Annotated in this window: 23 protein-coding genes, 1 pseudogene and 1 riboswitch; of the genes and pseudogenes, 9 read left to right on the top strand and 15 right to left on the bottom strand. The window is 43.0% G+C overall.

All coding sequences use genetic code 11. From position 1 onward, the window contains the following. The first annotated feature begins 81 nt into the window (after positions 1-81). From queC to AC0L46_RS15195, 3 genes are all read left to right on the top strand, one after another. Positions 82-741, top strand: coding sequence for a 7-cyano-7-deazaguanine synthase QueC (queC, locus tag AC0L46_RS15205; RefSeq protein WP_473504781.1), 660 nt, complete (start codon positions 82-84; stop codon positions 739-741). Positions 742-864: 123 nt separating this feature from the next. Further along, complete coding sequence (locus tag AC0L46_RS15200; RefSeq protein ID WP_317003697.1) at positions 865-1,359, top strand: peptidylprolyl isomerase; 495 nt, start codon at positions 865-867, stop codon at positions 1,357-1,359. After that, positions 1,359-2,135, top strand: a complete 777-nt coding sequence (locus AC0L46_RS15195; RefSeq protein WP_473504779.1) for a UDP-2,3-diacylglucosamine diphosphatase — start codon at positions 1,359-1,361, stop codon at positions 2,133-2,135. The genes AC0L46_RS15200 and AC0L46_RS15195 overlap by 1 nt, the downstream gene beginning before the upstream one ends. Positions 2,136-2,224: 89 nt before the next feature. On the opposite strand, the gene AC0L46_RS15190 is transcribed toward AC0L46_RS15195, so the two are convergent. Both AC0L46_RS15190 and AC0L46_RS15185 read right to left on the bottom strand, forming a co-directional pair. Next, positions 2,225-2,536: a hypothetical protein gene (locus AC0L46_RS15190; RefSeq protein WP_414681885.1), complete on the bottom strand. Its 312-nt coding sequence runs from the start codon at positions 2,534-2,536 to the stop codon at positions 2,225-2,227. A gap of 90 nt (positions 2,537-2,626) precedes the next feature. Next, positions 2,627-3,238 carry a MiaE family protein gene (locus AC0L46_RS15185; RefSeq protein ID WP_473504776.1) on the bottom strand — a complete coding sequence of 204 codons (612 nt, stop codon included), beginning with the start codon at positions 3,236-3,238 and terminating at the stop codon, positions 2,627-2,629. Positions 3,239-3,326: 88 nt separating this feature from the next. Here AC0L46_RS15185 and AC0L46_RS15180 point away from each other — a divergent pair, with 88 nt between their 5' ends. From AC0L46_RS15180 to AC0L46_RS15170, 3 genes are all read left to right on the top strand, one after another. Further along, on the top strand, positions 3,327-5,078 hold the full coding sequence (locus tag AC0L46_RS15180) for an SUMF1/EgtB/PvdO family nonheme iron enzyme (protein WP_473504774.1): 1,752 nt from the start codon (positions 3,327-3,329) through the stop codon (positions 5,076-5,078). 366 nt (positions 5,079-5,444) lie between these two features. After that, positions 5,445-8,243 carry a bifunctional aconitate hydratase 2/2-methylisocitrate dehydratase gene (locus AC0L46_RS15175; protein ID WP_473504772.1) on the top strand — a complete coding sequence of 933 codons (2,799 nt, stop codon included), beginning with the start codon at positions 5,445-5,447 and terminating at the stop codon, positions 8,241-8,243. Between the two features lie 112 nt (positions 8,244-8,355). Then, a complete protein-coding gene (locus AC0L46_RS15170; RefSeq protein ID WP_473504770.1) occupies positions 8,356-8,706 on the top strand; it encodes a hypothetical protein in 351 nt (116 codons plus the stop codon). A 9-nt stretch (positions 8,707-8,715) separates the two neighbouring features. On the opposite strand, the gene AC0L46_RS15165 is transcribed toward AC0L46_RS15170, so the two are convergent. The 10 genes and pseudogenes from AC0L46_RS15165 to AC0L46_RS15120 form a co-directional block, all read right to left on the bottom strand. Next, on the bottom strand, positions 8,716-9,516 hold the full coding sequence (locus tag AC0L46_RS15165; RefSeq protein ID WP_473504768.1) for a shikimate dehydrogenase family protein: 801 nt from the start codon (positions 9,514-9,516) through the stop codon (positions 8,716-8,718). 124 nt (positions 9,517-9,640) lie between these two features. After that, positions 9,641-11,080: a sodium:solute symporter family transporter gene (locus AC0L46_RS15160; protein WP_473504766.1), complete on the bottom strand. Its 1,440-nt coding sequence runs from the start codon at positions 11,078-11,080 to the stop codon at positions 9,641-9,643. Continuing rightward, on the bottom strand, positions 11,073-11,846 hold the full coding sequence (gene tenA / locus AC0L46_RS15155) for a thiaminase II (protein WP_473504764.1): 774 nt from the start codon (positions 11,844-11,846) through the stop codon (positions 11,073-11,075). The genes AC0L46_RS15160 and tenA overlap by 8 nt, the downstream gene beginning before the upstream one ends. 67 nt (positions 11,847-11,913) lie before the next feature. Continuing rightward, positions 11,914-12,855 carry a HesA/MoeB/ThiF family protein gene (locus AC0L46_RS15150; RefSeq protein ID WP_473504763.1) on the bottom strand — a complete coding sequence of 314 codons (942 nt, stop codon included), beginning with the start codon at positions 12,853-12,855 and terminating at the stop codon, positions 11,914-11,916. After that, entirely contained in the window at positions 12,852-14,255 is a 1,404-nt protein-coding gene (locus AC0L46_RS15145; protein WP_473504761.1) for a thiamine phosphate synthase, read from the bottom strand. Before AC0L46_RS15145 ends, AC0L46_RS15150 begins: the two co-directional genes overlap by 4 nt. Next, complete coding sequence (gene thiS / locus AC0L46_RS15140; RefSeq protein ID WP_414681896.1) at positions 14,255-14,455, bottom strand: sulfur carrier protein ThiS; 201 nt, start codon at positions 14,453-14,455, stop codon at positions 14,255-14,257. The genes AC0L46_RS15145 and thiS overlap by 1 nt, the downstream gene beginning before the upstream one ends. A gap of 4 nt (positions 14,456-14,459) precedes the next feature. After that, a complete protein-coding gene (gene thiO / locus AC0L46_RS15135; protein WP_473504758.1) occupies positions 14,460-15,485 on the bottom strand; it encodes a glycine oxidase ThiO in 1,026 nt (341 codons plus the stop codon). Next, positions 15,472-16,343, bottom strand: a pseudogene (thiD, locus tag AC0L46_RS15130) (bifunctional hydroxymethylpyrimidine kinase/phosphomethylpyrimidine kinase). Before thiD ends, thiO begins: the two are co-directional and overlap by 14 nt. Before the next feature lie 66 nt (positions 16,344-16,409). Then, a riboswitch (TPP riboswitch) is annotated at positions 16,410-16,517 on the bottom strand. Positions 16,518-16,649: 132 nt separating this feature from the next. After that, positions 16,650-17,489 carry an alpha/beta fold hydrolase gene (locus AC0L46_RS15125; RefSeq protein ID WP_473504756.1) on the bottom strand — a complete coding sequence of 280 codons (840 nt, stop codon included), beginning with the start codon at positions 17,487-17,489 and terminating at the stop codon, positions 16,650-16,652. A 56-nt stretch (positions 17,490-17,545) separates the two neighbouring features. Next, positions 17,546-18,667: a tRNA-queuosine alpha-mannosyltransferase domain-containing protein gene (locus AC0L46_RS15120; RefSeq protein ID WP_473504754.1), complete on the bottom strand. Its 1,122-nt coding sequence runs from the start codon at positions 18,665-18,667 to the stop codon at positions 17,546-17,548. Between the two features lie 91 nt (positions 18,668-18,758). On the opposite strand from AC0L46_RS15120, the gene AC0L46_RS15115 reads away from it, so the two are divergent. Beyond that, complete coding sequence (locus tag AC0L46_RS15115) at positions 18,759-19,502, top strand: dienelactone hydrolase family protein (protein WP_473504752.1); 744 nt, start codon at positions 18,759-18,761, stop codon at positions 19,500-19,502. Positions 19,503-19,537: 35 nt separating this feature from the next. Here AC0L46_RS15115 and AC0L46_RS15110 read toward each other — a convergent pair whose 3' ends face one another. Both AC0L46_RS15110 and AC0L46_RS15105 read right to left on the bottom strand, forming a co-directional pair. Then, positions 19,538-20,092 (bottom strand): YaeQ family protein, encoded by a 555-nt coding sequence (locus AC0L46_RS15110; protein WP_414681902.1) that lies wholly within the window; start codon positions 20,090-20,092, stop codon positions 19,538-19,540. Between the two features lie 171 nt (positions 20,093-20,263). Further along, positions 20,264-20,461, bottom strand: a complete 198-nt coding sequence (locus tag AC0L46_RS15105) for a helix-turn-helix domain-containing protein (RefSeq protein WP_414681903.1) — start codon at positions 20,459-20,461, stop codon at positions 20,264-20,266. Positions 20,462-20,545: 84 nt separating this feature from the next. On the opposite strand from AC0L46_RS15105, the gene AC0L46_RS15100 reads away from it, so the two are divergent. Then, entirely contained in the window at positions 20,546-21,202 is a 657-nt protein-coding gene (locus AC0L46_RS15100; protein WP_473504749.1) for a LexA family protein, read from the top strand. Positions 21,203-21,345: 143 nt separating this feature from the next. Then, positions 21,346-21,537, top strand: a complete 192-nt coding sequence (csrA, locus tag AC0L46_RS15095) for a carbon storage regulator CsrA (protein ID WP_414681905.1) — start codon at positions 21,346-21,348, stop codon at positions 21,535-21,537. A 238-nt stretch (positions 21,538-21,775) separates the two neighbouring features. Here csrA and aceF read toward each other — a convergent pair whose 3' ends face one another. Then, the gene (gene aceF, locus AC0L46_RS15090) at positions 21,776-23,671 is read right to left on the bottom strand and encodes a dihydrolipoyllysine-residue acetyltransferase (protein ID WP_473504747.1); all 1,896 of its coding nucleotides are present in this window, start codon (positions 23,669-23,671) and stop codon (positions 21,776-21,778) included. Positions 23,672-23,691: the final 20 nt, after the last annotated feature.

Raw genomic sequence — 23,691 nt, 5'->3', positions numbered from 1 at the left:
TAAGGTCTGTTATACTTCCGCACCACCAGCGCTACTCTATTTAGGCGCGCATCAAATAAACGCCATCATGGGGAAATAAACATGTCAGAAAAAGCCGTAGTGGTGTATTCAGGTGGAATGGATTCTTTTACTGTTTTGAATACTGCAATCCAAAGTGGATTAGACGTTTACGCTTTATCCTTTAACTATGGTCAAAAGCACAGCAAAGAATTAGAAGTCGCCGCATTAGTGTGCAAAGAGTTAAATATCTCCCATAAAGTGGTCGATATCACTGCCATCAATAGTTTGATGTCAAATTCTTCCTTAACAGGTGACGCAGAAATTCCAGAAGGTCACTACGAAGACGAGAACATGAAGTCAACGGTTGTGCCCAATCGCAACATGGTTTTATTGTCGATGGCGATTGCTTACGCCGTCTCTTTGGAAGCAGGTAAAGTGTATTATGGCGCCCATTCTGGCGACCATCACATTTACCCTGATTGCCGCCCTGAATTTGTTGAAGCAATGAATGCCGTCTCGAAAATTGCCAATTACCAATCGGTCGAAATTGTCACACCTTTCTTACACGCTTCTAAAGGGGAAATCCTAAAAGCAGGGTTAGACATGCAACTAGACTATGGCAAAACATGGACCTGCTATAACGGGCGTGAAAAATCCTGTGGCAAATGCGGCGCATGTTATGAACGTCTAGAAGCTTTCGCTGAACAGAACACCGCCGATCCATTGGATTATGAAGCATAAGCGCCTTTAGATTAGGCTTTATCTCATCCACTGTGGCGTCTTTGCTTACAAACACATAAAATACGCAACATTAATTAGATAACCATTAATACTTTTAGCCATTTTTAGAACAAGGAATATGCAATGATCATTTTACATACTAACCACGGCGACATTCACGTAGAGCTGGATTACGAAAAAGCACCAAAAACTGCGAAAAACTTTGAAGAATACGTTACTGCTGGTTTTTATGATGGCGTAATCTTCCACCGTGTCATTAACAACTTCATGATTCAAGGTGGTGGTTTTGAAGCAGGAATGACGCAAAAAGAAACACGCACAAGCATTGAAAACGAAGCGGACAACGGTCTAAAAAATGAAATCGGCACATTGGCGATGGCTCGCACAATGGACCCACATTCTGCTTCTGCACAATTCTTCATCAACGTTGCTGACAACGCTTTCCTAAACCACACAGCAAAAACATCTCAAGGTTGGGGCTACGCTGTTTTTGGTAAAGTAACAGCGGGAATGGACGTTGTTAATAAAATCAAAGAAGTGAAAACAACAATGAAAGCTGGACACCAAGACGTTCCAGTGGAAGATGTGATTATCGAAAGTGCTGAACTTGTAAAATAATGATTCGTTATTTTATTTCAGATCTTCATCTTAGTGACAAACGCCCGGATCTTATCCGGGCGTTTGTTCTAATGATGGAAGAACTCACCACTCGAAACGAAAAAGCTGAGCTCTATATTCTTGGCGATTTTTACGAAGCCTGGATCGGTGATGACTTTCAAGCAGATTGGAACACCAGCATAGAAAATGCCCTACTTAACCTTTCTCAATCCGGTATCAATCTGTATTTCTTACATGGCAATAGAGATTTCTTGATTGGGGATGCATGGTTAACTCGTGTAGGTGCCACGCTTATACAAGAGCAAACGTTATTACCGCTGGAAAAAGGCTCTGTACTTCTTACTCATGGCGATGAATATTGCCTAGAAGATGTGGAATATCAGAAGTTCAGACAAACAGTACGCTCAAGCGCTTGGCAAACTCAAATACTGGCTTTACCGCTGGAGCAGCGAATTGCCCTTGCAGCTCAGCTGCGTAACGATAGCCAATCCATGGCATCTGAAAAATCTATGTCGATTATGGATGTCACTGAAGTCGCCGTCCAAAGCTCACTTGATGCCCATCATTGTAAAAACCTGATTCACGGTCATACGCATCGCCCAAGTACACTCCACACTGAAAATACACTACGCTGTGTGTTAGGTGATTGGGATAAAAACGTTTATTTGGCAAGCATCGAAGGGAGTCACTACTCTCAATCTAAAGCGACCGCAGAAGACTTCAACAAAGATGGTTTGAAATCACTTCAGATGAGTCATGAAGAAGCGCTTTATTAAAGCCTTCAAAGTGTAAAACGGATGAGTAGTCCAAAATAAAGTGCCAGCTTTTGCTGGCATTTTTATATGAGATTTCTGTACTAAAAAACTTAGCGCTTTAACAGATCTTTAACCCACTCAGTTTCAGTAGAGTTTCTAGATCGTTCAAATTCAATGTTGCGATTGTGAACCATGGTCATCGCACGAAAAAACGCACTGTTCATAATCATTGGTGGCAGCTGAACACCATAGGTTTTGCGCCAGTGGAGGTTGGCTTTGGCAGTCAACACCTGATACAAAAAGTCCAGTTCTAACGAACCTTTGTACATTGCATTGATATCGACTACCGGATTAACCTTCATTATTTCTAAAAGAAGCCAATAGGTTACATCCGGCAGTGTTTCGCTTTTCTGTGTTCCCATAATATCCTCCAGAATGACTGTTACATATTATGAGTTTAGCAGCATGCTAAAAATTCACAGAAAAATTTACCCTTCTCAACATTTTGCAGATTAAGCGGCTTTTGGTGGCCCACTGTGCATACGGAACTCGGTATCTGGTTCTGTAATTAGCTTTTCTTCTAGTTCTCTGAAAAAAGCCACACGATCATCAATTGGTTCATTCGCGTATTCTTGAGCGAGCGTTAGGTAATCTTCGAAGTGTCTTGCTTCCGATTTCAACAAAGAAATATAGAATTTAGACAATTCTGCATCCAAATGCGGTGCAAGAGCGGCAAAGCGCTCACAAGAACGTGCTTCCACAAAAGCACCTATAATCATGGTATCTACAAGGCGCGCTGGTTCGTGAGTTCGGATGTGTTTACGCAGGCCATCTGCATAACGCGAAGCCGTTAAATGCTCATAAGCTACATCACGTTTACGCATGATTTTGTGAACTTGTTCAAAATGCAGAAGCTCTTCACGAGCCAAACGAGACATTTTATGCAACAAATTATCCCTATCAACGTAACGATACATTAGACTCATTGCAGTGCTCGCTGCTTTTTTCTCGCAGTGAGCATGGTCAATTAATAACAAGGTTTGATTCTCAAGAGCCCAATTCACCCATGTTTTCGGTGATTCACACGGAAGAAACTCAACAAGCTCTGGATACGCTGATAACATTACTCTACCTTTTTATGTTAAAAAACGTGATTATACTCCCTAATGAACTCTTAGGCAGCAACGTCTTGATTTGGATATTAAATTCGTAATGAATGATTTTTATGACCATACCAAACTAAAAATTGGCCAACAGGTCGGTGTCGAACTCGATCCCTACATTTTAAACTACCCAATGGACGAGAAAAAAAGCACTTGGGTCGCGGATCAAGGCGGTCGTCCTTTTGTGTTACGTTTTTTTCAGCCAAATAAAGGCAAAGTCGATACTTTCCTACAGAACGCTCGAAAGTATGCGACGGTTAAGCATTCAGCCGTTACACCAAACTATCCGCCTTTCTATTCTAATCTTTGGGTATTTTCATGTTCTGCCGTTTGTGGCGGCGAAAATCTATACAGTTTCTTAGGAAAATACCCTGACGGCGCGCCATTAAATGTGGTCATTAGCTTATTTGACAACATTGCCAAGGCCTTAGACCAAATTCATCAAAACAACCTTTTTCACGGGCACTTAGATTTAAGCTCGATACACGTTGTTAATGGCTTAGGGTTAATGACTGGCTTTGGTGCTCATAACTGGATGGATCGAATTGGTGAGGATGAAATGGACCCTCGCCTTTTCCCACCAGAATATTTAAAGACCAAACAGCATCGCACCATTGCGTCCGATCGTTTTGCTTTTATGAAGCTGCTTATGGCGACATTGCTAGGTGAATCTATATTGGATAAAGATTTCTCCACCAGCTTACCAGACTCGCATCCATTATTAAGCGACGCTGTTTGGAATCGACTATTAGATTGGAGCCGTGAAGGTGTACAGCACAGACCCAAATCCTTAATTGAAGTCATTCGAATTATTCGTGCTGACTTATACAAACCACAAAGCGGCAGCTACTCACCTGCGAAAAAAGCAGTAAAAGGCTATGTTCGCAGAAACCAGTCTAAAATCATTATTGCCAGCACAGTTCTTATCTCAAGCGCCATCGCAGCGGCGGTTTTGTGGCCAAACTCTGAAGAAGTCGTAGAAGAAGCACCTGTAGTAATCAAAGTAGAAGAAACAGAAGAACCTATTTTTGAAGCACTTCCTCAAATTTTAGAAGAGCCACTCATCTCAGGTGGCACAGCCCCTAAAATCGAGAAAATCCCACCTTCAACCTTTTTAATGGGCGATCAGAACCGAATGGGCGACGACAATGAAAAGCCCGTTCATGAAGTGGAAATTCCTAATGGCTTTTATATCAGTAAATATGAAGTCACTTTCGACCAATACGATAAGTTTGCCAAAGAAACTGGTCGAGATTTACCGCCAGACAATGGTTGGGGGCGTGGCCAACGCCCTGTTATCAACGTCAGCTGGTATGACGCAAAAGCTTATACTGCTTGGCTCTCCAACCAAACCAATGCTGAATATCGCTTGCCTACCGAGATTGAATGGGAATATTCAGCAAGAGCCGATTCCAACACCGCCTTTTGGTACGGCAATACCGTAAGAGCCGGATACAGTGTTTGTGATAGCTGCGGTAGCCAATGGGATGGTATTTCAACAGGCCCAGTAGGCAGCCAAGCCAGCAACCCATTAGGTTTGTTCGACATGCACGGCAATGTGGCTGAATGGGTTGAAGACTGTTATCACGACAGCTACGAAGGCGCTCCAACCAAAAACCAAGTCTGGCTAGCTAATCAATGTGACACACGTGTTATTAAAGGTGGCTCTTGGTTCGACATTCCTAGAGTGGGAAGAAGTGCAACAAGATACCGCGCTGAGCCAGATCTAAAAGCCAGTAATTGGGGTTTTAGAATCGTCCGCATCATTCAGAAAAATGACAATATTGCTAAATCGGAATAATTCCACTAAATGTCACCTATTCGAAATTGTTATGGCGCTTAATAAGTCTTTCGTTCTTTTTTTCTATAAAATAGGCAAATCATAGAATTATGAAGTCTTTATATGGTTTGCTTTTTTATGAATAAAATCATGACTTCTAAACATCAGCTATCATTAGTAGCTAATGTTAATGCTCTGAAAGACGCGGCCAGATTAGAGTCGTCTCAATAGACAAAACACAGAGTAACTAAATCTAATTGTTCGTACAAAAACCGCTAATCAAGGGATGACACAGGTTGGAGATCGATATCTTAGATGTCGAAAAGTCAAAACCAACTCCTCTCCCTTTTGATAGAAAATAACATTAACCATCATTCCGAGGTGCAAATGAGCCTGTATTTAGAGTACTTAAAAGAAATTGAAGAGCGAAAAGGTCAAGACCTGCATCCTAAACCAATTGACGGCGCTGACCTTTTAGCGGAAATCATTGAGCAAATTAAAGATACAGGGAATCAATATCGCGAAGATTCTCTTAACTTCTTTATCTACAACACTTTGCCAGGTACAACCAGTGCCGCTGTTGTTAAGGCTAAGTTCCTTAAAGAAATCATTTTAGGCGAAGAAACGGTTGCTGAAATCACACCTGAATTCGCTCTAGAACAACTATCTCACATGAAAGGCGGCCCTTCTGTAGAAGCCTTGATTGACCTTGCATTGTCTGATGACGCAGCAGTTGCTAAACCATCTGCTGAAGTTTTAAAAACTCAAGTATTCCTATACGAAGCAGATATGGAACGCCTTGAAGCGGCTTACAAAGCAGGCAACGCGATCGCTAAAGACGTTCTTGAAAGCTACGCACAAGCTGAGTTCTTCACTAAGCTTCCTGAAATCGATGAGAAAATTGAAGTTGTTACCTACATCGCTGCAGAAGGTGATATCTCTACTGACTTACTTTCTCCTGGTAACCAAGCTCACTCTCGTTCTGACCGTGAACTTCATGGTAAATGCATGATCACTCCTGAGGCTCAGGCAGAAATCAAAGCATTGCAAGCGAAACACCCTAACGCGAAAGTGATGCTTATCGCAGAAAAAGGCACAATGGGTGTAGGTTCTTCCCGTATGTCTGGTGTGAACAACGTTGCACTTTGGGCGGGTAAGCAAGCTAGCCCATACATTCCATTCGTTAACTTTGCACCTGTTGTTGCAGGTACAAATGGTATTTCTCCTATCTTCTTAACGACTGTTGGTGTAACTGGCGGTATCGGTTTAGACCTTAAAAACTGGGTTAAGAAAGTAGACGAAAATGGCAACACAGTTGTTGATGCAAATGGCGATGCGGTTCTTGAACAAGCGTACTCTGTAGAAACAGGTACTGTTTTAACAATCGACACGAAGAAAAAGAAACTTTACAACGGCGACAAAGAGCTTGTTGACGTTTCTTCTGCTTTCACACCTCAACAAGTTGAGTTCATGAAAGCCGGTGGTTCATACGCTGTTGTATTCGGTAAAAAACTACAAACGTTTGCAGCTGAAACACTAGGCATGCCAATCCCAACTGTTTTCGCTCCAGCGAAAGAAATCTCTCATGATGACCAAGGTCTAACGGCTGTTGAGAAAATCTTCAACAAAAATGCTGTTGGCGTAAGCTCTGACCGCCCTCTTCATGCTGGTTCTGACGTTCGTGTTAAAGTGAACATTGTTGGTTCTCAAGACACAACTGGTTTGATGACTTCTCAAGAACTTGAGTCAATGGCTGCAACCGTTATTTCTCCAAGTGTTGATGGCGCTTATCAGTCAGGCTGTCACACAGCGTCTGTTTGGGACTCTAAAGCACAAGCGAACATTCCAAAACTTATGTCTTTCATGAATAAGTTTGGTTTGATCACTGCGCGTGACCCTAAAGGCGTTTACCCTCCAATGACAGACGTTATTCACAAAGTATTGAATGACATTACTGTAGATGACACTGCGATCATCATTGGTGGTGACTCCCATACTCGTATGTCTAAAGGTGTTGCATTCGGTGCCGACTCAGGAACAGTTGCATTGGCACTAGCAACAGGTGAAGCAACTATGCCGATCCCTGATTCTGTAAAAGTTACCTTTAAAGGTACTATGAAGGATCACATGGACTTCCGTGACGTTGTACACGCAACTCAAGCACAAATGCTTAAGCAATTTGGCGGCGAGAACGTTTTCCAAGGTCGCGTTATCGAAGTACACATCGGTACATTGCTTGCTGACCAAGCCTTCACTTTCACTGACTGGACTGCAGAAATGAAAGCGAAAGCTTCTATCTGTATTTCCCAAGATGAGACTTTGATTCAATCTCTTGAGTTAGCGAAAAAACGTATTCAAATCATGATCGACAAAGGCATGGAAAATGAAGCGAAAACACTTCATGGTCTAATTGCTCTTGCTGATAAGCGTATTGCTGGCATCAAATCTGGCGAGCAACCAGCACTTTCTCCAGACAACAATGCAAAATACTACGCAGAAGTGGTTGTTGATCTAGACGAAATCGTTGAGCCAATGATTGCTGATCCAGATGTAAACAATGACGATGTGTCTAAGCGTTACACTCACGACGTGATCCGCCAAGTTTCTTTCTACGAAAACAAACCTGTAGATCTAGGCTTCGTTGGTTCTTGTATGGTGCACAAGGGCGACATGCAAATCATCGCTCAAATGCTACGCAACATTGAGAAGCAAAATGGCAGCGTAGCGTTCAAAGCGCCATTGGTTGTTGCTCCACCAACATACAACATCGTTGATGAGCTAAAAGCGGAAGGCGATTGGGAAATCCTTGCTAAATACGCAGGTTTTGAATTTGACGATTCTAAACCAAAAGGCGAAGCTCGTACTAAATACGAAAACATTCTGTACCTAGAGCGCCCTGGCTGTAACCTATGTATGGGTAACCAAGAGAAAGCAGAACCAGGTGATACGGTTCTAGCGACTTCTACTCGCTTGTTCCAAGGCCGTGTAGTAGCTGACTCTGCAGAGAAGAAAGGTGAATCTCTACTAGGTTCTACTCCTTTGGTTGTTCTTTCAACTGTATTGGGACGCTTCCCAACTATGGATGAATACAAAGCTGCAGTAGAAGGCATCAAGTTGACGGACTTCGCGCCACCACTTGAAGAAATGAGTACAGCACCAGAGCTAATTTCTGCGGTTAATGTTTAGTTTTTAAAATAGCCTTGTGCTAATTTAAAATACTTTAAAAGCCTCACTTTGCTTAAAGTGGGGCTTTTTTGTTGCATAATACACATGGTTTAACTCATTTAAAGGAATCATGGTGACTGAATATTTAAAGGAAAAAACCATCGCTGAAAACTTCCTGCAAGAAATGCTAGAAGCGGACGACACAGGGAATTACGCCCTTTTTATCAAACACTATGAAGCAAGGCATCTGGTCAACTTTTCCAAAGAACAATTTGAAAGCGACATTAAAGAGATGCAAAACAGAAATGGTGAAAACTTAAGTTACGAATACTTTGGCATGCTGCAAGGTCATCCCATTGATGGCGCTGCCACCAGCTTACGATTCGTTTGGAAAGGAATTTATGAAAAACGCGAAGCCTTAATCACCATTGGTATTCATTGCAAAGATAAAACCTGGTATATCAATGAATCTTCTGTGCGATAAGCCTCAACCCTATAGATCCACTCCCATAAAACGTAACATTAAGTCTAATTGCGCTTGAAGCATATGCTTACCTTTGTGTATCTGCTTTCCAGAAGCTTTAGCCGTCATTAATAACTTGGTCATATCCGGCGCAAGAACACATTCAGCAATGAGATTACTTCGTTGAATAATGGATTCAGAAAATGGCAAATCATCTTCTTCTGACATACCTAGTTTGGTTCCATTAATGGCTATATCAAACATCTGGTTGTCAGGCACATAAGCTTGAATATTCTTTTCTGGAAAAGTTCGCTTTAACCGTTTTACCAGTTCAATGGCTTTTGCTTGGGTTCTATTTTGAACATACAAACGGTCACAACCCTGTTTTAGCAGAGAAAACGCAATGGCAGAAGCGGCGCCTCCTGCGCCAGCCAAAACACAATGACTACCAGAGACTGTATAACCTTCATTAATCAAGCCGTGAACAAAGCCTTCACCGTCTAGAATAGTCCCTTGTAAGCGCCCATTCGCATGACAAAAAACAGTGTTAACAGCCCCAACAATCTCAGCTTCTGCCGTAACGTCGTCCAATAAAGGCACAATCGCTTTTTTATGAGGCATGGTGATCACGGCCCCCGAGAAGTTTTTTATCTTCCTTAATCCTTCAACACACCTAATTAAATCGGATGAGTGCACTTCCATTGGCATCAGAACATATTGCCCCAAACACCCTAATTCAGCCAATCGCTCATTGGCCATTATTGGGGTTTTCGCCTGAGAAATAGGATCGCCAATAATGGCTAAAAGTTTGGATTTACCTGTTATCTTCATATGTCCGCCAAATAAAAAGTCTAATCTATCTCAATCAGAGCTATCCATTATTTTATACGCCGTTTCTATAAAAAAAGCACATCAACCCTAGAGCCAATGTGCTTTTCAAACCAGACAATATAAGTTAATTACTTAGCTTTTTGATTTTCTGTGTGATCAATGAGAAATCGAATACTGTTTTACTTGGCACTAGAATCAACACCAAAGAGACACCAACTGGCACCAGTGTCGCCAATAGGAAAGACTCATACAAGAAGGCAATCGGTTCGCCTGGTAATGGGAAGTAAATAAATCCAGCCACTAAGCCACTGATCAAACTAAGTAACGCCTGGTAACTTTGATAACGGGCATTGTAGAATCCGAAAAACACAGGGAACGCTGCGGCACAGCAGAGTAAATCCGCCAGCAAGAAAAGATACAAAATGCTGAACCCTTTGGATGCCACGATCAGAGCGAGAACCGAAATCGCAACAATCAACCAACGGGATACCACAGCTAGCTTTTCATTTTCAAGGTTAGGAAGCAGTCGGTTTAAATCAACAATAAACAAGCTGTGAAATCCACTGATTGTCGAGTCTGCACTACTCATGATTAACGCCAAGCCGAAGAAGATCATACCAATCAACAACCAATAAGGCGCACTGCCTAACATCACGCTAAACAAGGCAGTAGAACCTGTTCCTGTAACAGACAAGCCAACAAACGCCAAGCCAAATACACCAAGGGCTAAGATGATAGGAAAGCTGATCAGTCCGCTATAAATAAAGCCATTACGAATCACTTTATTGTCTTTGGCGGCAAAGATGCGCTGCCATGTGCCTTGGTAAAATAAGCCCGTTAGGCACACTGCCAAGAAGAAAGTCACCCCAGTTTCCATGCCTGTGCTGTCAAACGGATTTAATAAGTGCGGTGCTTTTTCCTGTAAACCAGAAATGACAGGGGCAATACCGCCTGTTGCTTGCCAGCCTAAAAACAGAATAAATAAGATAAAAGGCAAGATAACAAGCATTTGAATACGGTCAGTAAAAATGGTCACTTTTAAGCCACCGTACAAGGTATAAAGTAAGGTAGACAACATCACAATGCTGGCCGTAACCCAAAGCGGTACAGGTGCTAACAAGGCAACCATTTGAGCAATACCTGTTAGCCCAGCAGTAAGGCTGATAAACAAATAGAACAGCATGATAAAGAGCACAACAACATAGACACTACGGCCATAACGAGCATAAACGAACTCAGTTAATGTATGACCTTTCGGCATCAATTGGCGAATTCTTGCACCTAGAGGAATCATCACAAAACTTGGAATCAGCACACCCAGTGCATAACCTAAGATGGCACCGACACCGCCCCAAGTGGCCGATTCAGCAGGGCCAAATAACACCCAGGTTCCCATAGTCGTTGCCAACAAGGTCAGCAAAGTTGCTTGGCTAGTTTGGCTGTTACGGGCCACGATAAAGTCTTCCAAACCTTCTTGGTGACGGCGTGCAAATAATAATCCCACCACAGCAAAGATGGCTGCAAATAGTACAAGCCAAATAATGGCCGTTTGTGTATCAAGCATGTTTCTCTCCTTTTTTAACTGCTTCTTGATTAACTGTTCCTTTGTACCCTGCTCCTTGGTACCCTTCTCCTTTGTTTCGAGCTCTAAAGCCCATTCCCCAAAACTCGGCCTCAAGCTCCACCGCCTTGGTGAAACGCTCTTGCATTTTCGCCCAGCGAGGGCTTTGTGTTGGGTTGTCGCCAATGCGAGTGCTGATCGCCATATCGACTAATCGGCCTACTTCAACACACACTTCTTGAAAGGCGTCACCGCAGTAGGTATTAATCCATTTTTCATAAGGGTGACCTTCGTAAACGCTCTCTTTTAAACGCAAGCCGATTTCACCATAACCGAACGCACAAGGCGCAAGAGCTAAGATCAAATCGAGGAAGTCCCCTTGCAAGCCAGAGTCCAACACATAACGGGTGTAAGCGATGGTTTCTAACTCTTCTTTCGCATTAAACAAAGAGGCTTCATCAATGCCTTGAGCCGCACAAGTTTGAATGTGTAGGGAAAACTCGTGGTTAATCAATGAGTCTACTGTGGCGGCACACAGTTTCATTTCTTCTGGAGATTCCGCTTTCACCACACCTAAAGCCCAAGCGCGAGCGTAATGAACAAGGTAAACGTAATCTTGAACCATATACTGCAAAAAAGACGCTTGTGGTAAAGAACCATCCGCCAAGCCTTTTACAAAATCGTGCTCAATGTAGTCACGCCATTGTGGCCCGCAACCGTCTCGCATAAGAGTAAATGTTTTTCCATAATCTGGTATTTTATTCGTCATAATCTATGATCGCTTTATTCTGTTTAATAAAGGTTTAAGGGAGTTTTATTGAGCGGCTAAAAAGCCATTACAGAGGATCGTCACCCAGTGCAATCAGTCTTATTTCACCTTGCCAATAAGTTTGTAATTTCCGTGCCGCGCGCCATGCGGTCAGCCCTGTACGGCAGACCAACACAGCTCGTTGTGTCGTATTTGGTTGGAGTTTTTGCAGTTCAAATTCGTCTAAAGTGATAGTGCGTAAATCCATAACCCAGTCTTGGGAGGTCATGTGTTCTTTACTGATGAAGCCTAAATAATGCTCAGGTGATGGTTCCGGCGCGTCATCAAAACGAAAATGGCTTTGACGAAAACTACGCAGATCCATAGAGACCAGTTGCCCAAGAAGAGAAGGCTCAATATTCAATAAAATATTCAGGGTAAATTGTGCTTGCAAGCTGCCAATGGCACCAACTACTGGCCCCATAACTCCAGCCGTAGAACAGTTTTTTGCTCGCTGTGGAAGCTCTGGAAATACCGCTCTTAACGAGGGTTTGTCGCCACAAAATCCGCCCACATAACCTTCAAAACCCAAAGCAGAGGCAGACACTAATTTAAGAGAGTGAGCATGACAGTAATCCGATAAAACATAACTCACGGAAAAATTATCGGCACAATCTAAAATCACATCCATACCATCGCAAAGTGCCGCCACATTACTCGGTGTCAAATCAGTAAAATGTGTCGTGATATCACATTCTTTATTTAGCGTAACCAGATGGCGTTTGGCACATTCGACTTTAGGAGAGTCAATGTCCGCTTCGCGATACAAGACTTGTCGATGCAAGTTTGACAGGGACACCACGTCGCCATCCACCAAGGTGATTTCACCAACGCCCGCCGCCACAAGATAAGGCAACACGGCACAACCTAAACCACCCGCACCAACGACAAGAACTCGAGCCGAAGCAAATGCCTTCTGCCCTACCTCGCCGACTTCAGGCAAGCATGTTTGGCGTTTATAACGACTCATGCGCTCACCTCATCAGGTTCATTGGCACACACTTGTAACCACGCTTTGATTCGTGCTTCTGGATCAGTATGCAAAGTAATGTCCGTCACAGCAGCGACAATATCCGCTCCAGCGTCAAATGCCCCTTCGGCTCGTTCAACGGACATGCCACCAATCGCCACCAAGGAGGTTTGACCGACTTTTTCTTTCCACTCAGTGACTTTTTCTAGCCCTTGTTGATGCCATTTCATCTTTTTCAAAATGGTCGGATAAACAGGCCCAAGGGCAATGTAATCTGGCGACAATTGGCACGCTCTTGCTAGCTCTTCTTCATCATGGGTGCTGATGCCGATTTTCAGCCCTGCTTGTTTGATCTTCTCTATGTCGGCAGTATCCAAATCTTCTTGGCCAAGGTGAATCCATTCACAATCCAGTTCGATGGCCAGTTGCCAATAATCGTTGATCACAAGAGCACAACCATGTTGATCGCAAACCGCTTTGGCTTTTTGAATCTCTTCGCGTAAATGGGCTTCTGTGCAATCTTTCATACGTAGTTGAACCAGCTTAATGCCAAGAGGCACCAAACGTTCTATCCATTCACTGCTGTCAAAAATGGGGTAAAAACGGCTTAGTTTTATCATCACATCAATCCAAAAAGCTTTGCCTAAAACAGGCGTAGAAGGTGATGCCATATCGCGTGGCACCATAGGGTCTGCTTTTGCGGCCAACTGCCCTGCACGAATCGCACCAGCAAAGGCTTCTGCCATCATGACTGGGTCGCCTGCTTTGGAGACGGCGGTGTTGAGCAAAATGGCATCCATTCCAAGCTCCATGGCTTGTGCGGCTTGGCTTGGCAAACCCAACCCAGCATCCACAACCAATGGAATATCAGGAAAGTGCGCCCGTAGCGCCCGCAAACCAAACACGTTGTTTAGTCCCATGCCAGAGCCAATCGGTGCGCCCCATGGCATCAATACACGACAACCGGCGTTAACCAGTTTATCCGCGACAACTAAATCTTCTGTGGTGTAAGGGAAAACTTGAAACCCCTCTTCAGTGAGGATTTTGGCTGCTTCCACCAAGCCAAATACGTCTGGTTGCAAGGTGTCTTCCTCACCAATCACTTCTAACTTAATCCAAGACGTCCCAAAGACTTCCCGCGCCATATGTGCGGTAGTCACAGCTTCCTTTACTGTGTGGCAACCGGCTGTATTTGGCAGCACATGCACGTTTAACTGCTGAATTAAACGCCAGAAATCTTGCCCTGCTTTGTCGCCACTGGCTTCACGGCGTAGTGAAACCGTTGCTACACTGGCTTTACTTTGCTCAAAGGCTTTCGCCAGAATCGCAGGCGAAGGGTATTGTGCGGTTCCTAGCATAAAAGGCGTTTCCAATTGCACGCCGTAAAAGTCTCTCATCATCAACCTCCTTGCATTGGGGCAAGCACTTCAATGCGGTCGCCTTCTTTTATTTGTGTGTTGACTCGATTGCCTTGGGCAACAAAATCACCATTTACAGCGGTCGCAACCACAGAATCGCCATAACCTAACTCAATCAAAAGGTCAGAAAGCTGTTCCGATTTCACCGTTACTGTTTCGCTATTTACCTGTATATGTTTCATAAATTTATGACCTCTTTTGAGTATCAGACGCTTTTATGTCAAACCATTCGGATTCCACGCCTTGGTCTAGATAATCAGCCACCATTTTTGCCAAGGTTGGCGCGAGCAAAAAACCATGGCGATATAAGCCATTAGCTCGGACGATCTGCCCTTGACGATGTATACGAGGAAGGTTGTCTGCAAAGGCTGGACGGCTGTCTACACCGATTTCGAGAATTTCTGCTTCGCCAAAGGCAGGGTTCAGTACGTATGCGGCATTTAATAATTCCATGATAGAGCGCGCTGTGGCGTGTTTTTTCGCACTACTTTCCACCATGGTGGCACCTAGCATGTAAACACCGTCTCCACGGGGGACGATATACAAAGGAATACGAGGATGAAGTAAGCGTACGGGTCTAGTGAGTTGCACTTCTGGGCAACGTAAAATCAGCATTTCGCCTTTCACACCACGCAAACTATTTAAATCAGGCTTTGCTTGAATGCCACGACAGTCAATTACTAAGCCGTCTTTGGTTAAGACTTCTGGTTCTACATCTTGGCAAATGAATTCAACGCCTTGCTGTATCAATTTGCTTTTCAATGCACGCAATGCATTCCGTGGAGACAAATGGGCTTCTTCGCCATAATACAAGCCTCGGGAGAATCGACCTGATAAGTCAGGCTCAAGTTCAGCAATGCCATCTGCATCCAATACATCGTAAGCTTGAGTTCGGTTTGCAAAACGCTGTAAGTCTGCTTGATCTCGCTGTAACGCCAATACCAATGAGCCTTGATACTTCACCACGTCTGTATGTTTTTGCCACCAGCCTGCGGCTTTTTTACCGTAATGCAACACCGCATCTTCTGCGCTTTCTACTTCACAATATGGCGCGAGCATGCCTCCCGCCCACCAAGAACAAGACTCCGGGCCGGGCTCCAATTGACGATCAATTACCGTTGGAATGATGCCTCGTTCAACCAATTCCGTCGCCACACAAAGGCCCGCCACACCTGCGCCTAGTACAATGACTTGATCTTTAAATGCGTTCATTTTTCCCCCACTGACTCTCTGTTTCCCACATACGATGAAAGTGGTGAACAGGCCCATGACCAGACCCAATGTGTAATTGGTCTGCGCATTCAATCGCTCGATGAAGATAAGAGTGAGATTGCTTAACTGCTTCAGCCATCGTCGCGCCTTTGGCTAACCAAGCGGCAATGCTGGAAGAGTAAGTACAGCCTGTTCCGTGGGTGTTTTTTGTGTTGATTCGTGGGGCGTGAAATGTGATTGGCTCTAGATTTTCACTCACCAACACATCAGTACAGATGTCACTTTCACCGTGCCCCCTTTCAACAAAACATGCTTTGCACCGAGCTTGAGTAACTCAAAAGCATGGGGAATAAGTCGACTGTCATCGAAAGCATCTTGAGGAGATAAACCTAACAAGACTTTGGCTTCTGGGTAATTTGGTGTGAGCAAATCCACTCGTGGAATCAGTTCGGATTTGAGTGCGTTAACCGCTGCTTCCTGCAAAAGCGCATCGCCAGATTTGGCAATCATCACAGGATCTAACACCACCAAGCCCTTGAAGTCTTGTAAGGCATTCGCCGCAGCAATGACTAAATCACTGGAGAACAACATACCGATTTTAATGGCTTGAACATTTAGATCATCAAGCACAGCGACAATTTGAGCGGTAACAATATCAATGGGAATAGGATGAACGGCGGTGACCGCCTGTGTATTTTGTGCAGTGACGGCAGTAAGCACGCTTGCGCCATAGACACCATTGGCAGAAAAGGCTTTTAAATCCGCTTGAATTCCAGCGCCACCGCCGCTATCAGAGCCTGCAATGGTTAACGCAATTGGTGTTGCTTTTGATGCTGTTTTGTCTTGAAGACGAGACATGTATATCACCCAGTTTTATCAGGCGACATAGGAAATGAGTGCACGAAAAAATGCATAAGAAGACTGCATAACATCGCATCCGTTCCCTACGCCGATACTAATCGGATCAGGTTCACCGGGTTAATGAAATTTCATCTCTCAGCCTACTAAAACGAGGCACCCCGACGGACAATTTGCAAACAGCATAAAAGACTTAAATTGACTTTACAAGCCGTCTTTTGAAATTAAACAAAAATACAGAAAAAATAAAAAATCCCACTAAATCCTTTTATTTTCTATTTTAAAACAATGAGTTAAATATATTTATCAAGCCTTTTTAGCCATGTTAGCAATGGCCTCTTTAACATCATAAACATGAGTTAAATTAATGATGTGACTGGCGCCATCTAGCATAATTACTTCCACTTCAGCCGATGAGAATATGTCTAGCGCTTTAACAGCATTATCTGGTCTCACTAAGCCATCCTGACGACCTTGTAACACAGAAATGGGCATGGATATTTGAGAAAATTCTGTTTGTAAATGTGTCAGGCTTGGTCGAATAGCTAATACTTCCTCATTAGAATTTACCCAACGCTTTGGGAAACAAATATTGGGTAAACGAGCCATTAATTTATTGAACCAACGGGCTTCCGATAATTCAGGATCCAAGTCCCCTGCTAACACAATTATCCCTTTGACATATTGAGGGTAATCCACCGCCAACTTTGGTACTAAAGAGCCACCAAATGAATGACCAACCAAGAGGATTTTTTGTTGCTTATTGGCTTTCCAGATAGCTTCTAACATTGGCCCGATTAGCCGTGATTGCTCACTCAAGGAATAAGGAAAGTGGCCTTTATCGTAACCGGATTCTCCCCAGCCTGGCCGGTCAATCGCATGAATTGAAAAATGATTTGTAACCTCTTCATTTTCGAAATAACGGGAAAAGCTGACCCAGCTTCCAGGTGTTCCATGAACAAACACAACGCTGCTTTTCATTTCTGGTTGAGAAGCAAGTTGAGGAGAAGAAACATAATGAAGAACATGATCAACACACTGAATATAATGATGAGTGATGACGCTTTCATCTTGATGAATTCGTGCAAAAATGGTCTTATTTTTCTTTATTTCATGGTGGCGTATTCCACCCAATAAAAATGCCATAACACCTCCGATTAGAACACTATCAAAGGTATTTGATTAAGCTTATGAGCAAAAGTTCAGCGGATGGTGCTTTTTGTTAATTCGCCAAAAAAATCATTGTACTTTTTCAGCAAACTGCTTTCTTGAAAATCACTAACATCTATAACTGATGCCATCATTTTTTGATGTTTTTCAATCAATTTAACAGCAGATCGCGCTTCTTTCTTTACATTATCTAAGTCACTTTCATAGAGGAAAGCGTCACCAAATAACTCAGGGTAAACCTGTCTATTTGGCAAAATTGGTGTGCAACCTAATGCCACCGCTTCTAAAACAGACAGGCCTTGGAATTCATGTAACGCAGTAGACAACACCATGTCAGAAGACGCTAAGATGTCTAAGTAGTCTTGTCTTGATTCAGCAAACCCGAATTGGGTTATACGATGAGAGAAGTTCTGGTTTATCTGTTCAAACTCTTTTGGAACTGAACGAAATTGTTCACCCAAAATCGCTATTTCATAATCTATCTGACGTGCTTCCATTTCTTCCAAGATGGCTAGTAATCGATCTGGCCCTTTGTCGTATTCCCAGCGAGCAGACCAAACCAGTTTAAGCTTTTTATCCAGCTTTTCGTCATGATTTTCAATAGGGTTATCACCCATTTTAAAAATATCGTTCGACAGAGGAACTGCTAGCACCTGAGAGGTTTCTTCTGTTTTATCCAGCCAATCTGGATACACATAATCAGGGAGCTTTTTCAGCAAGGCTCGCGCCCCTTGAAAAAAAGACGTTCGATTAAATTGACTATTAAACACACATAGGTCAGCAGATAAGGCACTGTAAAGCGTCACCATTTGCATTTCAATGATGCCCTGCTGCTGGCTGTTTTTTGGGTAAGAAAACTGATTTTCATGGAAGTACAACAACCAAGGAATGTTTTGTAAATCTGGGCAAAAGGCTTTCAACCCTGCGCAATCGGTCATGGAGGTCGCGATCACTAAATCAAAGGGTTTTTCTAAGGTTTCTTTAAAGGCAGGATCAAAGGCAAAGCTCATTGCATTACCTCGTATGCGCCAAGCAAAGTGCCGCGCTGGCAAGGCTAAATAGCGCCAATCATGATGAGCCAAACCCGACATTAGGGTTTCAGCCCAAGCTTTATGACTGCTGGCTTCATAGGCACTGAGCAGTAAAATGCGCATATTGCGGATCTCTTCTTTTCAATTCAATATTTGTCACAACTTGAAGGGTCGAATATCATGATAAAAAATAACCTTCTCTTTAAGGAATTCCATGATCATTCAACATCACGATGAAGATATTAACACGCCAACAGGCACAATGCGTTGCACGATTTATCGCCCTCAAGCCGAAGGCCGCTTTCCATGTATCTTCTTTTATTCTGAAATTTTCCAACAAACGGCACCTATCACGCGCTCTGCCATGATGATGGCTGGACATGGTTTTGTGGTGATTGTTCCTGAAGTTTTCCATGAACTAAACCCAATTGGCACTGTATTGGCGTACGATGATGAAGGTAAAGACAAAGGCAATGATGACAAATTCACCAAACCTTTAGAGTCTCATGACAGTGACACTGTTGCTATGATCGAGCATTTTGAAAAAGCCGATTATTGTACAGGGCAATTTGGTTCTATGGGGGTATGTTTAGGTGGTCATTTGGCTTATCGTGCGGCACTAAATCCTCGTATACAAGCGGCTTTCTGTTTGTATGCTACAGACATTCACTCGAATACCATTCCTTGTCAGGAAGGTAATGACTCTTTCACTCGCACAAATGAGATTCAGGGAGAATTAGTCATGGTATGGGGGAAACAAGATCCTCATGTGCCAACAGAAGGCCGACAAAAGATTTATCAGCAGCTCTTGAATACAGAACGTTTATTTAGCTGGCATGAGTTTAATGGACAACATGCTTTTATGCGTGATGAAGGTGACCGTTACGACCCAGCATTGGCCCTTGAGTGTTACTCAAAAGCCGTGGCTTTGTTCCAGAAAAACCTACATAGAGCATAAGCCCTATACAGGATTTAAGACATAAGCGAGGGAGCTTACTGCTCTCCTCGCCATATTGGTGTTAATCGGCATTCGCCCAACTCACTAGAAATCCACATTTCATTGTCTTGAATTGTGACATTAAGCTGCATAGAGCGGGCGCATAATTTGGAAAGTTCAATCACTTGAGATTCAGGGAATTGCAAAATACGTAGGTTGTTAAAACGGCTGGTTTTGCCTTTATTTTGATCCCACCAAATATCGGATTTATCGTTGTAGTTCACCACCACAACTTGCTGACCACGACCACAAGCTTTTCTTAGGCGCTTCTCATCAGGTTGGCCAAGTTCCACCCACAATAGCACTTCATCAGAGAAGTTCTTTTGCCATAAATCCGGCTCATCTTCCGTGCTAATACCTTTGGTAAAGCTCAGCTGTTCGTCCCCTTCTTTTTCATCGGCCAACAAGGCAAATGCCGCTAAGCGAACCATCATGCGCTCTTCTGTTTCTGACGGATGTAATGCCAGAGTCAGGTCGTATCCTTGGTAATGATGTCGGTCCATATCAGAAACTTGTACGGATGCTTTATAGACAGTTGCTTTCGTCGCCATAGGGGTCACTTACTACACTTATAATATTTAAGAAAAGGACAATAAAATTCGCGACGGATTGTACAACAAAACACCTTTTTAAGGTGCTTTATATGGTGATTGTTTTTAAGTATTCCTAGGAAAGAATTTGATAGGAGTAGAAATAAATCAAAAATCAGTTAAACAGGGTAATTACACCTCGTGATCTTGTAATAACTCACTTTCTGTTACTTTCCCTTCTGTAGCAAGCGATATGCGCCTTATATACTTAGCTGGCGCACGTTTGTGTATATGCAACCAATTCCATACATGCGCTTGTTTTACACCTAGCATTTTTGCAAGTGCCGTTTGACTACCAATAATTTCAATTGCTTTCGCAATAGCTGTCATACAGCCCCTCCTAACAACTTTTACTGTATTTGATGACAGTTTTTATTGTTTGTCAAATACAGAAAAAGTTGTAATTATCGTCAAATGACTATTGCTGATCGCGTTAAAGAAAAAAGAATCGAACTTGGACTAACTCAAGCGCAGTTAGCAAGCCTTGTCGGCATTAGCCAACAATCTCTTCAAAAGATTGAAGATGGTAAGACGCAAAATCCTCGTAAAATTGTTGCTCTTTCAAAGGCATTAGAATGTGATGTCGAATGGTTAGAGTCTGGCGAATATACTGAACTCAAAGAGTCGATTCCCCGATACAAGAGCGAGAAAGTAAAACCTCTTCAAGCAAACCAAATTCAAGCTCGACCAGTCATTACACATGATCAAGCTGCAAATTGGCCTACATTCAATGTTGATACTGAACAAACAAAGTGGATGTACACAGAATATAGCGAATCCGATAAATCTTTTTGGTTAAAAGTCGTAGGTGATTACATGACCTCACCTTCTGGGTCTAGCGTTCCAGAAGGCTATTTCATTTTTGTTGAACCGAGTCTTACACCTCAAAATGGTGACTTGATTGTCGCAAAAATGCTACAGAGCAATGAGATAACCTTCAAGAAGTTCGTATTAGATGCAGGTCGAGTGTATTTAAAACCATTAAATCCACTTTATCATGCGATAGAGGCAACAAAAGACATTCAAGTTATAGGTGTTGTTAAAGAAGCTCGAGCTCTTTTGAAAGTGTAAAAGCTTAGAAAGTTCTATTTACGCCGTTTATTTAAGCTGTAATATTGCTACATCAAAATAGACCTTATACATTAAACTCAGTTGACAAAAATACAGCTAAAACTGTATTTTTTAGACACGATAACAACCAAAGGATAGGAATTATGTTAGTCATCACCCGAAGAACAGGGGAAAGCATTAATATTGGAGACGATACGGAAATTACAGTACTAGACGTTAAGGGCAATCAAGTTCGTATAGGTATAAAGGCGCCAAAAAGTGTCGCCGTCCACCGTGAAGAAATTTACCTTCGCATTAAAGAAGATGAAGCAGCGGAATCACCTTCAACGAAATAAACCATTGAAGCCACCAATTAATAGTGAGGCCAAACATCAGGCCTTTCTATTAACTCCCCAATAAAGCACGCACTGTACGTTCCACAACTTCACTCTCCCTAACATTTATCCAGATTTAATAGTCTATCTGTTTTTTAAAAAGCCAAGGGAGGCCACAGCGATGGATGGAAGATTACTTAGTTTCAATAGCCAATAAAAAAGCCGCTCATATAGAGCGGCTTTTTAAAACACATTGAAATTACAGTGTTAGGCGACGAACGTCACTCAACAATGAATTCAAGTAAGTCATGAAACGACCTGCATCACCACCGTTTACCGCTCTATGATCGTAAGATAGGCATAGAGGCAACATTGTACGAGGCTCGAATTCTTTGCCATTCCAACGCGGTTCAATGTCCGCTTTAGAAACACCTAGAATACCAACTTCAGGACAATTCACGATTGGCGTAAAGCCTGTACCACCGATTGCACCAAGGCTAGAGATTGTGAAACAACCGCCTTGCATATCCGCAGGCTTCAATTGCTTATCAAGTGCTTTCTTGATTAGCTCACCAGCTTCTTTTGCAATCTGAATAACAGACTTCTTATCTGCATCACGCAATACTGGAACAACAAGGCCTGCAGGAGAATCTACCGCAATACCAATGTGAACGTATTTCTTCTGCACATAGCTTTCACCGTCAGCCATCAATGAAACATTGAAGCTTGGATTGGCAACCATTGCTTGAGCAACAGCTTTAATTAGGAATGGAAGTGGTGTTAATTTCACACCTTGTTTTTCCATTTCGCCTTTCAAGCCTTTACGGAAGCTTTCAAGATCAGAGATATCTGCTTTATCAAACTGAGTAACAGAAGGCACAACAAGCGCATTGCGTACCATGTTTTCAGCAGTTAAACGCTGAATCTTACTCATTTTAACAACTTCAACTTCACCGAACTTACTGAAGTCTTGATCTGGAACTGTTGGCAAACCAGCACTCGCAGCACCAGCTGGAGCAGATTCAGCTTTCTTAACAGCTGCTTTCACGTATGCGTGTAAGTCTTCTTTAAGAATACGACCACGAGGTCCAGTAGGACGAACCAATGAAAGATCAACACCCAATTCACGAGCCAGCATACGTACAGCAGGACCAGCATGAACCTTTTTAGAAGGTGAAGACAATACAGCTGATTGATCTACTGGTGCCGTCGCTTTAGCTGGAGCTGATGTCACAGGTGCACTTGGCGCCGCTGCTGGAGCAGATGTTTTAGGTGCTTCTGCAGGAGCAGATACACCACCCTCAACTTCAAGCTCAAGAATCAAGTCGCCTTCAGAAACCGTATCACCTTCTTTAATAGAAAGAGATTTAACAACACCTGATTTAGGTGCTGGGATTTCCATAGATGCTTTATCTGTTTCAAGAACGATAATAGAATCGCCTTCTGAAACGGTATCACCAACAGCAACTGCCACTTCAATAACGTCAACGCCTTCAGCACCACCGATATCAGGCACATTAACTGCTTCAACGCCACCAGATACTGGTGCCGCAGCTTCAGCTGCAGGAGCCGCTGAAACAGGAGCAGGAGCTTCGTCTCCAGCACTTTCAGTAACCATCATTAAAACAGCAGCACCTTCAGAAACGGTATCGCCTACTTTAATTTGAATCGTACCTACTTTTCCTGAGAAAGGAGATGGAATGTCCATTGAAGCTTTGTCTGTTTCCAATACGATTAAAGAATCACCTTCTTCAACCACATCACCTTCAGATACACAAACTTCGATAACCTCAACGTCTGTTGAGCCACCAATATCAGGTACATTTACTTGCTGTTCACTAGAAACAGAAGCACTTGCTGTTGCCGGAGCAGCAGCTGGAGCCGCTTCTTCTTTTGCTTCCGGCGCAGATCCAGCACCTTCTACTTCAATAACAAGAACGTCATCGCCTTCAGAAACTTTATCACCTTCTTTTACAGAAATACTTACAACCTTTCCGGCCATAGAAGATGGTACATCCATAGATGCTTTATCTGTTTCTAAAACAATAATAGATTGGTCAACGTCAATCACGTCACCAACACTTACACTGATCTCAATAACTTCGACATCAGTCGCACCGCCAATATCCGGTACTCGAATGATTTCAGTACTCACAGAAATCTCCTTTGTCCTAT

This window comes from Marinomonas sp. 15G6-16, assembly GCF_055809555.1.
Note: the sequence above shows the minus strand (reverse complement) of the source record. Positions and strands in the feature narration are given on the sequence as shown.

Coding starts and splice junctions, on each gene's coding strand:
- AC0L46_RS15125 (WP_473504756.1), bottom strand. CDS start 17,489: ATGGCATTTTTATTGGGTGGAATACGCCACCATGAAATAAAGAAAAAT.
- AC0L46_RS15175 (WP_473504772.1), top strand. CDS start 5,445: ATGAGCCTGTATTTAGAGTACTTAAAAGAAATTGAAGAGCGAAAAGGT.
- AC0L46_RS15150 (WP_473504763.1), bottom strand. CDS start 12,855: ATGAGTCGTTATAAACGCCAAACATGCTTGCCTGAAGTCGGCGAGGTA.
- AC0L46_RS15100 (WP_473504749.1), top strand. CDS start 20,546: ATGACTATTGCTGATCGCGTTAAAGAAAAAAGAATCGAACTTGGACTA.
- AC0L46_RS15195 (WP_473504779.1), top strand. CDS start 1,359: ATGATTCGTTATTTTATTTCAGATCTTCATCTTAGTGACAAACGCCCG.
- csrA (WP_414681905.1), top strand. CDS start 21,346: ATGTTAGTCATCACCCGAAGAACAGGGGAAAGCATTAATATTGGAGAC.
- thiS (WP_414681896.1), bottom strand. CDS start 14,455: ATGAAACATATACAGGTAAATAGCGAAACAGTAACGGTGAAATCGGAA.
- queC (WP_473504781.1), top strand. CDS start 82: ATGTCAGAAAAAGCCGTAGTGGTGTATTCAGGTGGAATGGATTCTTTT.
- tenA (WP_473504764.1), bottom strand. CDS start 11,846: ATGACGAATAAAATACCAGATTATGGAAAAACATTTACTCTTATGCGA.
- AC0L46_RS15120 (WP_473504754.1), bottom strand. CDS start 18,667: ATGCGCATTTTACTGCTCAGTGCCTATGAAGCCAGCAGTCATAAAGCT.
- AC0L46_RS15105 (WP_414681903.1), bottom strand. CDS start 20,461: ATGACAGCTATTGCGAAAGCAATTGAAATTATTGGTAGTCAAACGGCA.
- AC0L46_RS15200 (WP_317003697.1), top strand. CDS start 865: ATGATCATTTTACATACTAACCACGGCGACATTCACGTAGAGCTGGAT.
- AC0L46_RS15115 (WP_473504752.1), top strand. CDS start 18,759: ATGATCATTCAACATCACGATGAAGATATTAACACGCCAACAGGCACA.
- AC0L46_RS15185 (WP_473504776.1), bottom strand. CDS start 3,238: ATGTTATCAGCGTATCCAGAGCTTGTTGAGTTTCTTCCGTGTGAATCA.
- AC0L46_RS15110 (WP_414681902.1), bottom strand. CDS start 20,092: ATGGCGACGAAAGCAACTGTCTATAAAGCATCCGTACAAGTTTCTGAT.
- AC0L46_RS15180 (WP_473504774.1), top strand. CDS start 3,327: ATGAATGATTTTTATGACCATACCAAACTAAAAATTGGCCAACAGGTC.
- thiO (WP_473504758.1), bottom strand. CDS start 15,485: ATGAACGCATTTAAAGATCAAGTCATTGTACTAGGCGCAGGTGTGGCG.
- AC0L46_RS15145 (WP_473504761.1), bottom strand. CDS start 14,255: ATGATGAGAGACTTTTACGGCGTGCAATTGGAAACGCCTTTTATGCTA.
- AC0L46_RS15160 (WP_473504766.1), bottom strand. CDS start 11,080: ATGCTTGATACACAAACGGCCATTATTTGGCTTGTACTATTTGCAGCC.
- AC0L46_RS15190 (WP_414681885.1), bottom strand. CDS start 2,536: ATGGGAACACAGAAAAGCGAAACACTGCCGGATGTAACCTATTGGCTT.
- AC0L46_RS15165 (WP_473504768.1), bottom strand. CDS start 9,516: ATGAAGATAACAGGTAAATCCAAACTTTTAGCCATTATTGGCGATCCT.